Origin of the sequence: Shinella sp. (assembly GCF_049651085.1) — a bacterium.
GTDB lineage: Bacteria > Pseudomonadota > Alphaproteobacteria > Rhizobiales > Rhizobiaceae > Shinella.
On sequence record NZ_JBASBL010000033.1, the window covers coordinates 90,409 to 105,267 of the forward strand.

The 14,859-nt window shown below is 63.6% G+C and carries 14 protein-coding genes; 12 read left to right on the top strand and 2 right to left on the bottom strand.

All coding sequences use genetic code 11. The features are described from left to right. Positions 1-52: 52 nt before the first annotated feature. The gene (locus tag WA950_RS22810) at positions 53-511 is read right to left on the bottom strand and encodes an FxsA family protein (RefSeq protein ID WP_424554033.1); all 459 of its coding nucleotides are present in this window, start codon (positions 509-511) and stop codon (positions 53-55) included. A 153-nt stretch (positions 512-664) separates the two neighbouring features. Between WA950_RS22810 and WA950_RS22815 the strand changes: the two genes are divergently transcribed. The 5 genes from WA950_RS22815 to gyrB all read left to right on the top strand — a co-directional run bounded on the left by WA950_RS22815 (position 665) and on the right by gyrB (position 5,997). Next, positions 665-1,369: a Tim44/TimA family putative adaptor protein gene (locus WA950_RS22815; protein WP_424554034.1), complete on the top strand. Its 705-nt coding sequence runs from the start codon at positions 665-667 to the stop codon at positions 1,367-1,369. 12 nt (positions 1,370-1,381) lie between these two features. Beyond that, positions 1,382-2,497 carry a murein transglycosylase A gene (locus tag WA950_RS22820; RefSeq protein ID WP_424554035.1) on the top strand — a complete coding sequence of 372 codons (1,116 nt, stop codon included), beginning with the start codon at positions 1,382-1,384 and terminating at the stop codon, positions 2,495-2,497. After that, the gene (locus WA950_RS22825) at positions 2,484-3,050 is read left to right on the top strand and encodes a Smr/MutS family protein (RefSeq protein WP_424554036.1); all 567 of its coding nucleotides are present in this window, start codon (positions 2,484-2,486) and stop codon (positions 3,048-3,050) included. The genes WA950_RS22820 and WA950_RS22825 overlap by 14 nt, the downstream gene beginning before the upstream one ends. Further along, positions 3,047-3,427, top strand: coding sequence for a helix-turn-helix domain-containing protein (locus WA950_RS22830; protein WP_424554037.1), 381 nt, complete (start codon positions 3,047-3,049; stop codon positions 3,425-3,427). Before WA950_RS22825 ends, WA950_RS22830 begins: the two co-directional genes overlap by 4 nt. Before the next feature lie 137 nt (positions 3,428-3,564). Continuing rightward, positions 3,565-5,997, top strand: coding sequence for a DNA topoisomerase (ATP-hydrolyzing) subunit B (gyrB, locus tag WA950_RS22835; protein WP_424554038.1), 2,433 nt, complete (start codon positions 3,565-3,567; stop codon positions 5,995-5,997). Between the two features lie 45 nt (positions 5,998-6,042). Here the strand turns inward: gyrB and WA950_RS22840 are convergent, their stop codons facing one another. Further along, positions 6,043-6,636 (bottom strand): nitroreductase family protein, encoded by a 594-nt coding sequence (locus WA950_RS22840; protein ID WP_424554039.1) that lies wholly within the window; start codon positions 6,634-6,636, stop codon positions 6,043-6,045. Between the two features lie 165 nt (positions 6,637-6,801). On the opposite strand from WA950_RS22840, the gene gabD reads away from it, so the two are divergent. From gabD to WA950_RS22875, 7 genes are all read left to right on the top strand, one after another. Beyond that, on the top strand, positions 6,802-8,256 hold the full coding sequence (gene gabD / locus WA950_RS22845; RefSeq protein WP_424554040.1) for an NADP-dependent succinate-semialdehyde dehydrogenase: 1,455 nt from the start codon (positions 6,802-6,804) through the stop codon (positions 8,254-8,256). Between the two features lie 65 nt (positions 8,257-8,321). Continuing rightward, a complete protein-coding gene (locus tag WA950_RS22850; protein ID WP_424554041.1) occupies positions 8,322-9,122 on the top strand; it encodes an aldolase/citrate lyase family protein in 801 nt (266 codons plus the stop codon). Between the two features lie 262 nt (positions 9,123-9,384). After that, positions 9,385-10,404, top strand: coding sequence for an aldo/keto reductase (locus tag WA950_RS22855; protein ID WP_424554042.1), 1,020 nt, complete (start codon positions 9,385-9,387; stop codon positions 10,402-10,404). Between the two features lie 27 nt (positions 10,405-10,431). Continuing rightward, a complete protein-coding gene (locus WA950_RS22860; RefSeq protein ID WP_424554043.1) occupies positions 10,432-10,878 on the top strand; it encodes an RbsD/FucU family protein in 447 nt (148 codons plus the stop codon). 209 nt (positions 10,879-11,087) lie between these two features. Next, entirely contained in the window at positions 11,088-12,077 is a 990-nt protein-coding gene (locus WA950_RS22865) for an ABC transporter substrate-binding protein (RefSeq protein ID WP_424554044.1), read from the top strand. A 77-nt stretch (positions 12,078-12,154) separates the two neighbouring features. Beyond that, positions 12,155-13,708 carry a sugar ABC transporter ATP-binding protein gene (locus tag WA950_RS22870; protein WP_424554045.1) on the top strand — a complete coding sequence of 518 codons (1,554 nt, stop codon included), beginning with the start codon at positions 12,155-12,157 and terminating at the stop codon, positions 13,706-13,708. A gap of 28 nt (positions 13,709-13,736) precedes the next feature. Beyond that, a complete protein-coding gene (locus tag WA950_RS22875) occupies positions 13,737-14,711 on the top strand; it encodes an ABC transporter permease (protein WP_424554046.1) in 975 nt (324 codons plus the stop codon). The last annotated feature ends 148 nt before the right edge of the window (positions 14,712-14,859 follow it).

Sequence of the window (14,859 nt, forward strand, 5' to 3'; positions counted from 1 at the left end):
TGGAAAGTCAGGCCATCTAACATTTCGGCAGAAGCCTTACAACCCTGGGCCTTCAGGCCCGGTCGTCGCGACGGAAGTCGTCCTCGTCGAGGTCGATCGTGCGCTGTGGCCCGGTCTGCGGCCGTCGGCCGGCGTCCATGCCGCCGATATCGACAACAACCATGTTGCGCATCAAACGGTTCCATAAAAAGGAGCGAACCGGCGGAAGAAACAGGGTCAGGCCGAGAATATCGGTCAGAAAACCGGGAATGATCAGCAGGATGCCGGCAATCAGGATCATCGCTGCATCGAGCAGCTCCTTGCCGGGGGCCCGGCCCGTCTGCCCCGTCTGCCGCAACCGGGCAAGCACGCCAAAGCCCTGGATGCGCACCAGCAGGACACCGGCGACGCCGGAAAGCACGATCAGCGACAGCGTCGGAAACAGGCCGATCCGCCGTCCGACGAGGATGAAACCGGCGATTTCCGCCAGCGGCAGAACGAGAACGAAGAGGGGAATGAGGAGTCTGAGCATGGCTTTCAATGTCGCATAGATTTTTCCGGACCGATACCGCCGCCGCCGGTTTCGCATCTCTTCGACGCATTCACGTCATCGCCATTTGAATGATCGGTCTTTGCAGACTATATGGGGAAGGAACAAAAAACAGAAACCGGCAGCGGATCGATAATGGGCTCATTCGACTTTGTAACGATTTTCTTTCTCGTGGCTGCGGTGGTCATCTTCCTGCAATTGCGCAGCGTGCTTGGCCGCCGCACCGGCAGCGAGCGTCCGCCGTTCGATCCGTACTCCAAGCGGGAGGCCGCTGGAGAGGCTGATTCGGCCGAGCGCGGCAAGGTGGTGACGCTGCCGCGGCGCGACGGTACCGACGAGGAAGAAAATCCCTTTGCCTCCGTCGACAGCTTTGCTGCGCCCGGAACACCCCTCAATGAGCAGCTTCGCTCGGTCGTGAAAGTCGACGCGGCCTTCAATCCGAAGCAGTTCGTCGATGGCGCCCGCATGGCCTACGAGATGATCGTCGCCGCCTTTGCCGATGGCGACCGCAAAACGCTGAAGAACCTTCTGTCGCGCGACGTCTATGAAGGCTTCGATGCCGCCATCACCGAACGCGAGAGCAAGGGCGAGGTCGTGCGCTCGAGCTTCGTCGGCATCGAGAAGGCAGACATCGTCGGGGCCGAGGTCAAGGACAGCGAAGCGAACGTGACGGTGCGCATCGTCAGCCAGCTGATCTCCGCCACCTATGACAAGGCCGGTGCATTGGTCGAAGGCGATGCGGATACGGTGGTCGAGGTCAATGACCTGTGGACCTTCGCCCGCGACATCCGCTCGCGCGACCCGAACTGGAAGCTGATCGCCACCGAATCGGAAGGCTGAGCGAGGCCAATCATGGATTACCGTCTGGTTCCGGCCCGGTTTTCGGCGCTTCCCGGCTGGGACGAGGACGACCCGACACCCCTGCTGGCGGCGATGAGCCGCTGTCGCGATCATATCCGTACCGTCAAACCCTACAAGACAGGCTCGCTCGGCATCACCGCCGGCGAGCTTTTGGCGCTTCTGGATGCGGCGGCGGCGCAAAGGCCCGAGGGCGCAGCGGCGGTGCGCGCCTTCTTCGAGGCGCAGTGCGTGCCCTTTCTCATCGAGAAGGCGGATCGATCGGCCGGCTTCGTCACGGCCTTCTACGAGCCGGAAGTGGCGGTGAAGGCCGAGCCGGATGCGGACTATTGCTATCCCTTCTATCGCCGGCCGGCCGACCTTATCGATATCGACGACAGCAATCGCCCCGCTGGCCTGCCGGCGGGCTATGCCTTCGGGCTGCAGAAGGACGGCGTCATCGTCGAGCACCCGGATCGCGGCGAAGTCGAACGCGGCTACCTGAACGGCCGCGGGCTTGAGATCGCCTATGCCCGCTCGAAGGTCGACGTGTTCTTCGCCCATGTCCAGGGCGCGGCGCGGCTCGTCTATCCCGACCGCTCGATGAAACGCATCACCTATGCCGGAAAGACCGGCCATCCCTTCTCGCCGATCGGCAAGCTCCTGATCGACCGCGGCGAGATCGATGCGGAGACCGTTTCCATGGCGTCGATCCGCGACTGGCTTGCGCGCCATGAAGCGGCGGTCGACGATGTCCTCTGGCACAACCGCTCCTTCATCTTCTTCAAGGAAGCGCCGGTCGCCGATAGCGCGCTCGGCCCGATCGCCGCGGCCAAGGTGCCGCTCGTTCCCGGCCGCTCGCTGGCGGTCGACCGGATGATCCACACGTTCGGCCTGCCCTTCTTCATCGCCTCGGACAGCCTCACCCATATGGACGGCGGCAAGCCGTTTGGCCGCCTGATGCTGGCGCTCGATACGGGCACGGCGATCGTCGGCCCGGCGCGCGGCGATATTTTCACCGGCTCGGGCGACGCTGCGGGCGCGCTGGCCGGCCATGTGCGCAATGCCGCGACCTTCCATATCCTCGTCCCCAGGGCGGCAGCGGAGCGCTACCTCCATGCCAAGGGATAAGACGCTCTCCAGCGAAGACCGCATCCTGTGGGGCAAGGTTGCCCGCAGCACGCGGGCGATGCCCGGCAAGCTCGACGCCTTGACCGAATTCGAGGCTGTTTTCGCTGAAAAGGTCGAGGAGCAGAAGGCGCCGGCGCCGGAAAAGCCCAAGGTCGCCAAAAAGCCGACTGAAGATATCGCGCTCACCGCAAGCCGGGGCAAGGAAACCCGGCATCATCCGCTGGAGCGTCCGGTCAAGCGCAAGATCGCCAAGGGCCGCCTGGCGCTCGAGGCCCGCATCGACCTGCACGGCATGATCCAGAGCGACGCGCACGGCTTCCTGCTCGGCTTCCTCATCAAGGCGCATGAGCGCGGCCTGCGGCATGTGCTGGTCATTACCGGCAAGGGCGCGTCCTTTGGCAGCGACGGCGCGCTGAAGCGGGCGGTGCCGCTGTGGTTCTCGCTGCCGGAATTTCGTCCGCTGATCTCTTCCTACGAGCCGGCGGCGCGGAACCATGGCGGGGAGGGCGCGCTCTATGTCCGGCTCGCCCGCCATCCCGGAGACAGGTCATGACGACACCCTTCGGCAAGGCGGTTCGGCATCTGCGCGATCGCAAGGGCGTCTCGCAGAAGGCGATGGCCGAGGCGCTTGGTGTCAGTCCTGCTTATCTTTCGGCGCTGGAGCACGGCAAGCGCGGCATGCCGAGCTTCGATTTTCTCCAGCGCGTCGCCGGCTATTTCAATGTCATCTGGGACGAGGCAGAGGAACTCTTCCGCATCGCCCAGATTTCCGATCCGCGTGTGGTGGTCGATACGGCCGGCCTGCCGCCGGAATATACGGCCCTTGCCAACCGGCTTTCGGCCGAAATCGGCAACCTGCCGCCCGAGACGGTGCGCCGTCTTGCGGGCATTCTCGAAAAAGCGTGCAATTCGCGGGTAAAACCCCGTTGATCCCCTGAATTCTGTCGTGTTTGCACGGTCTCTGATTTGGAACTTCAGGGCAAAATCCCTATATTCATAGAATCCGGAAAGCCGTGATTCGCCCCTGCTTTCCCCGCCTTTCGCGAGAACTCTGGAAAGACTTTTGAATGACTGACACACCCGAGACCGACAACGGCCCGGCCGAGTATGGCGCAGATTCGATCAAGGTCCTCAAGGGGCTTGACGCGGTGCGAAAGCGCCCCGGCATGTATATCGGCGACACCGATGACGGTTCAGGTCTGCATCACATGGTCTACGAAGTCGTCGACAATGCGATCGATGAGGCGCTGGCCGGCCATGCGGATATCGTGACGGTCACGCTCAATGCGGATGGTTCCGTCACGGTGACCGACAACGGTCGCGGCATTCCGACCGACATCCACAAGGAAGAGGGCGTTTCCGCAGCCGAGGTCATCATGACCCAGCTCCATGCCGGTGGTAAATTCGACCAGAACTCCTACAAGGTCTCGGGCGGCCTGCACGGCGTCGGCGTCTCGGTGGTGAATGCGCTTTCCGTTCTGCTCAAGCTGAAGATCCGCCGCAACGGCAAGATCCACGAGATGAGTTTCTCCCACGGCGTTGCCAATGGCCCGCTGGCCGTAACCGGTGAATGCGGCGACGAGACCGGCACGGAGGTGACCTTCCTGCCGTCGCCGGAAACCTTCACCAACATCGCTTTCGTCTATTCGACGCTGGAACACCGCCTGCGCGAACTCGCCTTTCTCAATTCCGGCGTGCGCATTCTACTCACGGACCGCCGCCATTCGGACGTCAAGCAGGACGAGCTGATGTACGAGGGCGGTCTTGAAGCCTTCGTCACCTATCTCGACCGCGCCAAGAAGCCGCTCGTCGACAAGCCGATTGCCATCCGCGGCGAGAAGGACGGCATCACCGTCGAAGTCGCCATGTGGTGGAACGACAGCTACCACGAGAACGTGCTCTGCTTCACCAACAACATCCCGCAGCGCGACGGCGGCACCCATATGGCGGGTTTTCGCGGCGCGCTGACGCGCCAGGTCGTCTCCTATGCCGACAGCTCCGGCATCATGAAGAAGGAGAAGGTCTCGCTGACGGGCGATGACTGCCGCGAAGGCCTCACCGCCGTCGTTTCGGTCAAGGTGCCCGATCCGAAGTTCTCCTCGCAGACCAAGGACAAGCTGGTATCCTCGGAAGTCCGCCCCGTTGTCGAAAGCCTCGTCAACGAAGCGCTCGGCATCTGGATGGAAGAGCATCCGGCGGATGCAAAGACCCTCATCGGCAAGGTCGTCGAGGCTGCCGCTGCCCGTGAAGCGGCGCGCAAGGCGCGCGAACTGACGCGGCGCAAGGGCGCGCTCGATATTTCGTCGCTGCCCGGCAAGCTGGCAGACTGCTCGGAGCGCGATCCCGCAAAGTCCGAAGTCTTCCTCGTCGAGGGCGATTCGGCCGGCGGCTCGGCCAAGCAGGGCCGCTCGCGCGAGAACCAGGCCATCCTGCCGCTGCGCGGAAAGATCCTCAATGTCGAACGCGCGCGTTTCGACAAGATGCTTTCCAGCCAGGAAATCGGCACGCTGATCACGGCGCTCGGCACCTCGATCGGCAAGGACGAGTTCAACGCCGACAAGCTGCGCTACCACAAGATCATCATCATGACGGACGCCGACGTGGACGGCGCCCATATCCGCACCCTGCTGCTCACCTTCTTCTTCCGGCAGATGCCGGAGCTGATCGAGCGCGGTCATATCTACATCGCCCAGCCGCCGCTCTATAAGGTGGCACGCGGCAAATCGAGCCAGTACCTGAAGAACGAGAAGGCACTGGAAGACTACCTGATCAATTCGGGCCTCGACGATGCGACGCTGGAGCTGAGCTCGGGCGAGGTTCGTGCCGGCCAGGATATCCTCGAGCTGATCCAGGACGCCCTGCGCCTGCGCGCATTGCTCGACGGCCTGCATTCGCGCTACAGCCGCTCGATCATCGAGCAGGCGGCGATTGCCGGCGCGCTGAACCTCGAACTCAGCCATGACCGCGAGGGCTTCGCCGCAAAGGCGCAGGAAGTGGCACGCCGCCTCGACCTCATTGCCGAGGAGACGGAGCGCGGCTGGGAAGGGTCTGTCGCTGCCGACGGAGGTCTCCATTTCGAGCGCATGGTGCGCGGCGTCAAGGAGTTCGCCCATATCGACATGGCGCTGATCGGCTCGTCCGATGCCCGTTATATGGACCAGCTTTCGGAGCGCTTCCAGGAAACCTATTCGGTGCCGCCGGTGCTGCGCCGCAAGGATGGCCAGATCGAAATCAACGGCCCGCGGGCGTTGCTCGATGCGGTCTTCGCGGCCGGCCGCAAGGGCCTTTCCATGCAGCGCTACAAGGGGCTGGGCGAAATGAACGCCGAACAGCTCTGGGAAACGACGCTCGATCCGAACGTCCGCTCCCTGCTGCAGGTGCGGGTTCCGGACGCGACCGATGCGGACGGTCTGTTCTCCCGCCTCATGGGCGACGAGGTGGAGCCGCGCCGCGACTTCATCCAGGAAAACGCGCTGAACGTCGCAAACCTCGACATCTGACGATAAGAGCCGCCGCAAGGCGGCTCTTTCAATTCATGAGCCGGGTTACGAGGCGAAGCGGCCTTCGGTGACGAATTCGGCCACGGGCTTGCGCGTGCTCGGCACCTCGCGCTTCATGAGATCCTCCGGCAACGTTTCCTTACCCGCGATCCTGCCGATGGCAAGGCCCGCTTCGACGCGAAAACCTTCCGGAATGCCCAGCACCTCACAGGCCTTCGCGCGATCGATGCCGCCCATGCCGTGGGCGTGGTAGCCTGCGCGGGTTGCCTGGAGCGCAAGATAGGCCCAGGCCACTCCCGTATCGAAGGCATGGGTATAGGAGGGCCGCATCTCGCCATCGGCACTCTTGCGGTGGGTTTGCGAGACGATGACAGCCAGGACGGAGGCCTTGTCGGCCCAGCGCCGGTTGCCTTCGTCCAGCGTGTTGTAGATCGCCTCGAACGCCGCCGTGCCATGGTGGCCGTAGATGAAGCGCCAGGGCTGGCCGTTGGCGGCCGAAGGCGCCCAACGAGCTGCCTCGAACAGCGAAAGAAGCGTTTCCTGTGGCATGGCCTCACCGGTAAAGGCGCGGGGCGACCAGCGGTCGAGGAAGATGGGATCTATGGCATGGTCCGCCGAGCGGCCGGTAGGGTGGGTCATTGCAAGCCTCGAATTTCAGAATCTGCGGGGCCGACCTTAGCCCCACCCACGTCCGCCGCGAAGCGGTATAATCACCGCTCTGTCGCATTGTCGAATGGGTGGCTGACGCAATATAACCCTTGCGACACGATATCAGACGGCATCGCGAAAAATGGGAGATATCCGATGAGCCTCAAAGACCCCAGCCTGCTACGGCAGGCAGCCCTGGTGGGCACCCGCTGGATCGAAGCGGAGGCATCGACCGGCATTGCCGTGAAGAACCCGGCGACGGGCGAGCTTGTCGGCTATGTTCCCAAGCTCGGTGCGAAGGAAACGAAGGAAGCGATCGACGCGGCAGCGAGCGCACAGAAGGGCTGGGCCGCACGGACCGCCAAGGAACGCTCGGCCGTGCTGCGCAAATGGTTCGAGCTGATGATCGAGAACAAGGACGATCTCGGCCGCATCCTCACCATGGAACAGGGAAAGCCGCTGGCGGAAGCCACCGGCGAGATCGTCTATGGCGCAAGCTTCGTCGAATGGTTCGCCGAAGAGGCCCGCCGCCTCTATGGCGATATCATTCCCGGCCATCAGAAGGACAAGCGCCTTCTCGTGATGAAGCAGCCGATCGGCGTTGTCGCGGCCATCACGCCCTGGAACTTCCCGAATGCCATGATCACCCGCAAGGCCGGTCCGGCCTTTGCCGCCGGCTGCGCCATGGTTCTGAAGCCCGCTTCGCAGACGCCGTTCTCGGCCATCGCCATCGCCCTCCTTGCCGAGCGTGCGGGTCTTCCCGCCGGCCTCTTCTCCGTCATTACCGGCTCGGCCCGCGAGATCGGCGCGGAAATGACCGCCAACCCGACCGTGCGCAAGCTGACCTTCACCGGTTCGACGGAAATCGGCGCCGAGCTCTACAAGCAGTGCGCGCCGACCATCAAGAAGCTCGGCCTCGAGCTTGGCGGCAATGCGCCCTTCATTGTCTTCGACGATGCCGATCTCGATGCGGCCGTCGAGGGCGCGCTGATCGCGAAATTCCGCAACAACGGCCAGACCTGCGTCTGCGCCAATCGCATCTACGTGCAGGACGCCGTCTATGACGCCTTTTCGGAAAAGCTCGCCGCCGCCGTCGGCAAGCTGAAGACCGGCAACGGTTTCGACGAAGGTGTGGTGCTTGGCCCGCTGATCGATACGGCGGCGCTGGAAAAAGTCGAGGAACACGTCAACGACGCACTGCGGAAGGGTGGCCGCGTCGTGCAGGGCGGCAAGCGCCATGCGCTCGGCGGCACCTTCTATGAGGCGACCGTCATTGCCGACGTGACGCCGGACATGGCGGTTGCGCGGGAGGAAACCTTCGGCCCCGTCGCGCCGCTCTTCCGCTTCACGGATGAGGACGACGTCATCGCCCAGGCGAACGACACGGAATTCGGCCTCGCTTCCTATTTCTACGCCAAGGATCTGGCGCGCGTCTTCCGCGTCGCCGAGGCACTGGAATATGGCATGGTGGGCGTCAATACCGGGCTGATCTCGACGGCGGAAGCACCCTTCGGCGGCGTCAAGCTCTCCGGTCTCGGCCGCGAGGGTTCGCGCTATGGCATCGAGGAATTCACCGAGATGAAATATGTCTGCCTCGGCGGCATCGCCTGAGCAACGACGCATGAAGACCCGGCCGGCACCGTCCGGCCGGATTCTGGATTCGGAGAGGGAAAATCGTGGCAGCACCGAAAAACATGTTCAAGGCTTCGCTTCGCGAAGGCCGGTTCCAGCTTGGCCTCTGGGTGGCGCTGGGCAGCGCCTATGCGGCGGAAATCCTGTCCACCAGCGGTTACGACTGGCTTCTGATCGACGGTGAACATGGCCCGAACGACATGCCGCTGATGAGCGCGCAGGTCGGCGCGCTGCGCCATTCGCAAACCCATGCCATGGTGCGCCCGCCAATGGGCGAGGCCTGGATCCTGAAGCAGTTGCTCGATCAGGGGGCGCAGACCTTCCTCATTCCGATGGTCGAATCGGCAGAGCAGGCCGAAGCGCTGGTGCGCGCCGTCCGTTACCCGCCGCACGGCATTCGCGGTGTCGGCGCCGGCCTCGGCCGGGCGAGTGATTTCAACCGCACGCCGGACTACATCACGACCGCCAATGACGAGATCTGCCTTATCGTGCAGGTGGAGAACCGGGCGGGCCTTGCGGCGATCGACGCGATCGCGGCGGTCGAGGGTGTCGACGGCATCTTCATTGGCCCGTCGGATTTAGCCGCCGACATGGGCCATCTCGGCAATCCCGGCGCGCCGGAGGTTCTGGCGGCCATCACGCATGCTTTCGCGCGTACCAAAGCCCATGGCAAGGCGCGCGGCATCATGACCGTCTCGCTGCCGCAGGCCGAAATCTACCGTGATCTCGGAGCGGATTTCATGGCGATCGGCACCGATGTCAACTGCCTCGTTTCAGCGGTCGACGGCCTTCGCCGCCGCTTCCTCGGCGAGGAGGCAGCAGAAAAGTCCGGCGGCGGTTACTGACCGCCGGGCAAGCTCCAGCTCGCGAGGGCTGGCCGGGTGTCCGCCCAGCAGCCTACGCAACGATTGACGGCGTGCTTGAAGACGGTATTCTGCCTGCGCATGGTGCTTTCGGTTCTTGGGTCGCGTGTCCGGTTGGCTGAATGGGTGAAGAACCGGATCGCTTTCTGAGCGCCCCGCCGACACGCTCCCCGTCGCTTCCTCCCGCCTATGATCCAATATCGACAGGACACAGGTCTGTGTGAGGACTCCAGCCGGGGGATGCATGAAGACGCGGATGATCGGGAAGACGGACCTTGCCGTGACCGAATACAGTTTCGGTACGGCGCCGCTCGGCGGGCTCTATCGCGCCTGTCCGCGGGATATCGCCATGGCGACCCTCGACGCCGCCTGGGAAGAGGGCCTTCGTTACTACGATACCGCGCCCTGGTACGGCTTCGGCCGCGCGGAACGCCATGTCGGCGATTTTCTGCGTGACAAGCCGAAGGCAAGCTATGTGCTTTCCACCAAGGTCGGGCGCGTGATGATGCCGGTGCCGGATGACAAGGTCCCGGACTACGGCTTCGTCGATCCGCTGCCCTTCGATGCCCGCTACGACTACAGTTATGACGGCATCATGCGCTGCGTCGAGCTGAGCTATGCCCGGCTTGGGCTGAACCGGATCGATATTCTCTATGTGCACGATATCGGCGTCTATACCCATGGTGCAGCGCGCAATGCCGTCTATCTCCGCCAGTTGCTCGATTCCGGCCTGAAGGCGCTTTGCGAGCTCAAGTCCTCGGGAACGATCAAGGCCTTCGGGCTCGGGGTGAACGAGGTGCCCGTCTGCCTCGATGTGCTGGGGCGGGCTGATCTCGACTGCATCCTGCTGGCCGGGCGCTATACGTTGCTGGACCGGTCTGCCGTGGCGCAACTGCTGCCGCTTTGCGAGAGGAAGGGCACGTCGCTGGTTGTCGGCGGCGTCTTCAATTCCGGCATCCTTGCCACCGGCCCGGTCGAGGGCGCGCATTTCGACTATATGCCCGCCACGCCGGAGATCGCCGGCAAGGTCGGCGCGATGATGGAGGCCGCGCAGCAAAGGGGCCTGCCGCTTGCCGCGCCCGCCCTGCAATTCCCGCTGCAGCATCCGGCAGTCGCATCGGTCCTTACCGGTACGGCGAAACCGGAGAGCCTGCGCCGGAACATGGCGCTTGCCCGCATGGTGTTGCCCGGGAATATTTATCCGGCTTTCGACCCATATACGCTGGTGGCGCCGGAACTTGGGATCGACGCCATCAGGCAATAGGCTTCGATCGGGGAGGGTCGAAAAGCCATGTTGAAAGGTATTCATCCACTGCTCGGCCCCGATCTCCTGCACGCGATCAGGACCATGGGGCACGGCGACGATATCGTTGTCGCCGACGCGAATTTTCCCTCGAGCTCTCTCGGGCCGAAGGTCATCCGGGCGGACGGCGTCGATGCCGTCGCGATCACCGAGGCGATCCTGACGCATATGCCGCTCGACACGTTCGCGCCCGATGCCGCCTGGCGCATGGAGGTGGTCGGCGACCCGGAAGCGGTGCCGGAAATCTGCGCGACGTTCCAGGATCTGGTGCACCGTCTCGCCGGGGATTTCACCGTGCGGACGGTGGAGCGCTTTGCCTTCTACGCAATGGCGCGCAAGGCCGCCTGCATCGTGGCTACGACGGAATTGCGCCTCTATGGCAATATCATTCTGAAAAAGGGTGTCGTGCACCCGCATGAGGTCTTCCGGGCCTAGCGCCCGGTCGCGGCCGTTTGGGAGGACGGGGGCGATGGACAGCAATGCCTGGAGACGCCGCTGTTTTGGAGGGAATTCGCCGCTTGCCAAGTGGTGGAAGCGGGTATAGCGTCACCTGATAAATGTTTTTTATCTATAAAAGATCGAGTTGTTCGCTTCCTGCAACACGATCCCGAAGGAGGACGGGAAGCATCGAGAGGAGAATACTGATGAGCATTGTAAGATCGATTCTTACCCGTCGCGCCTTCACGGCGCTCGCGGGTGCCGCAGTCCTCGCCACCATGACCCCTGCCGCGTCCTTCGCGCAGGACGTCACCATTCCCATCATCGTCAAGGACACCACGTCCTTCTACTGGCAGATCGTGCTTGCGGGCGCGCGCGCCGCCGGCAAGGACCTCGGCGTCAGCGTGCCGGAACTCGGCGCGCAGGCCGAAACGGATGTGAACGGCCAGATCAGCATCCTTGAAAATGCCGTTGCCGGCAGCCCGGCCGCCGTTGTCATCGCACCAACGGAATTCAAGGCGCTCGGCAAGCCCGTCGATGAAGCGGCCAAGTCCGTACCGATCATCGGCATCGATTCGGGCGCCGATTCCAAATCCTTCACCTCCTTCCTGACGACCGACAACACCCAGGGCGGGCGCATCGCCGCCGATGGTCTGGCGGCCGCCGTCAAGGCGGCAACGGGCAAGGAAGAGGGCGAGATCGCGATCATTACCAACACGCCGGGCGCCGGCTCGCTCGAACAGCGGCGTGAAGGCTTCCTCGACCAGATGGCCACGAAATATCCCGGCTTCAAGGTGGTTGCCGACAAGTACGCGGACGGCCAGGCGTCCACCGGCCTCAACATCATGACCGACCTCATCACCGCCAATCCCGATCTCGTCGGCGTCTTCGCCTCGAACCTCATCATGGCGCAGGGCGTCGGCCAGGCGATCGCGGAAAACAAGCTTAGCGACAAGATCAAGGTCATCGGCTTTGACAGCGATGAAAAGACCGTCGGCTTCCTCAAGGAGGGCGTTCTGGCCGGCCTCGTCGTGCAGGACCCCTACCGCATGGGCTATGACGGCATCAAGACCGCGCTCGCCGTCTCCAAGGGCGAGAAGGTCGAGGCGCTTGTCGATACCGGCGCGAACCTCGTGACCAAGGACAACATGGCCGATCCGAAGATCGACGCCCTGCTCAACCCGAAGGTCAACTGATCGATCTGGCCTGTTTCGCCCGGATAGCATGATCCGGGCGAAAACGACTTGCGCTTGACGTCAGGGAGGACAGAGCGATGAGCAGCCTTGAAGAGCTGAGCCATCGGCACGAAGACGAGGCGAAGCTCGCCGAATCCGATGCGGTGCCGCACGGCGCGCCTATTCTCGAATTGCGGGGACTTCAGAAGAAATACGGGCTCGTCGAGGCGCTGAAACCGGCGACGATCACCTTTCTGGCCGGCGAAATCCACGCCATTGTCGGCGAGAACGGCGCGGGAAAATCCACGCTGATCAAATTGCTGACGGGCGTCATCCGCCGCACGGCCGGCGAGGTGTTCTGGTGCGGCAGGCCGGTGCAGCTCGCAACGCCGAACGAAGCCATTTCGCGCGGCATCAACGCGGTGCACCAGGAGGTCGTGCTCTGCCCGCATCTTTCGGTGGCGGCGAACATGTTCCTCGGCGACGAGATGAACCGCTACGGCCTGATGCGCAAGGGCGCCATGGAGCGCGCCGCGCAGGCCGTGCTGGACGATCTCGGCTTCCAGCTTCCCGCCGCCGCAAGGCTCGGCATCCTTACCATCGGCCAGCAGCAGCTGGTCGCCACCGCCAAGGCCGCCATGCGCGGCATCCGCTTCCTCATCTTCGACGAGCCGACGGCCTATCTGACGCGTCAGGAATCCGCCCAGCTCTTCCGGCTCATTCGCCGGCTACGCGATCAGGGCGTGACCATCGTCTATATCAGCCACCGCATGGAAGAGGTCTTCGAGCTGGCCGATCGCGTCTCCGTTCTGCGCGACGGCACCCATGTCGGCACGCGCCTGATAAGCGAGACCAACGAGAACGAGCTGATCGCGTTGATGATCAACCGCACGATCGAGCAGATCTACCACAAGGAAAAGGTGCCGATCGGCAATGTCATCATGGAGACGCGCGGCCTGTCGGGGCCGGGCTTCGAGGATGTGTCGCTGAGCGTGCGCGCCGGGCAGATCGTCGGCCTGTACGGCCTTATCGGCGCCGGCCGCAGCGAATTCGCGCTTGGTCTGTATGGCCGCCAGCCGCTTTCCGCCGGGGAAATCTTCTGGGACGGTAAGAAGGTCGATATCCGCAACGAGCGCAAGGCGATGGATCTCGGCATCGCGCTAGCGCCGGAAAGCCGCCGCGACCAGGGCCTGTGCCTCAACCTGCCGATCGGCCTCAACATCAACCTGCCGGTCTTCAGGCAGTTGAGTTCGGGCCTGGTGATCCGCAAGGGCGACGAGGCGGCCAACGCCGACCGGCAGATCCGCAATCTCAGCATCAAGACACCGTCGCGCCGCGTGCTTGCTTCCGCCATGTCCGGCGGCAACCAGCAGAAGATCGTCATCGGCAAGTGGCTGAGCCATGGCGCACGGCTCTTCATCTTCGACGAGCCGACCGTCGGCGTCGACGTCGGCACCAAGGCGGAAATCTACCGCCTGTTCGGTGAACTTCTCAAGCAGGGCGCCGGCATCGTCCTCATCTCGTCCTACCTGCCGGAAGTCTACGAGCTTGCCGACCGGCTGCATGTCTTCCGCGGCGGCCGGCTTGTCGCCAGCCACGACCACCGGGCGGCCACCCATGAGGACGTCCTGACCCAGGCCATCGGCATCTGAACGTCACGCGACAAAAGGGAGAAGAAGCATGAGCGTGGAGACGACAACGGAAAGCGCACCGGCACCGAAGAGGGGCACGAACATCCTGCTGGGGCTGACGCTGCTCGGGCTGCTGCTGGCTTTGTGGCTCGCCCTCGGCCTGTCCACCCATGCCTTCTGGACGCCCAACAATATCAGCAACCTCCTGCGTCAGGGCGCGATGACGGCGATCCTCGCGGTCGGCCAGACCTTTGTCATCATCACCGCCGGCATCGATCTTTCCGTCGGCGCCATCGTCGGGTTCACCACTGTCGTCATCGCAGGCTTGCTCCAGGCGGGCGTGCCGCTCTGGATCGCGATCATCCTGACGCTGCTGATCGGCGTCGCCATCGGCGCCTTCCATGGTTTCGGCATCGTGCGCATGGGCCTGCCGCCCTTCATCATCACGCTTGCAACGCTCACCTCGCTTCGCGGCATCGGCCTTCTCATCACCAACGGTTCGACCATCTCCATCAGCCATGAGGGGTTCACGAATTTCTCGCGCGCAGATTTCCTCGGCGTGCCGAGCCTGTTCTGGATGGTCGTGCTGGTGGCGATCCCGGCTTTCGTCTTCCTGCACCTCTCTCGCTTCGGCCGCTATCTCTTCGCGGTCGGCTCGAACAGCGAGGCGGCGCGGCTTTCCGGCGTCAACGTCAACCGCACCATCTATCTCGCCTATATCCTCTCGGCCACCTGCGCCGCCTTCGTCGGCCTGCTGCTCGCCTCGCGCATCGGCATCGGCAATGCGACGCAGGCGGAGGGCTGGGAGCTTCAGGCGATCGCCTCCTCGGTCATCGGCGGCACCAGCCTGTTCGGCGCGGTCGGCTCGGTGCACGGCCCGCTGCTCGGCGCCTTCATCCTGGCGACCATCAACAACGGCGCGAACCTGCTCAACATCAACTCGTTCTGGCAGCGCATCATCACGGGCCTGCTGATCATCGTCATCGTCTATTTCGACCAGCTGCGCCGCCGCGGAAGCCGATGAGATGAAGCCAGCGGCCTGCGTGGCTGGCAGCGGCGGCATGCCCCTGTGACTTGTTGCCACGCAGCGAAAACCTGTTAGTGTTTTCGCAACTGCGGAAACCGGGTGGCGGCGCAAGAGATTTGAGCCCGCACCCAGAAGGGGTATCGCG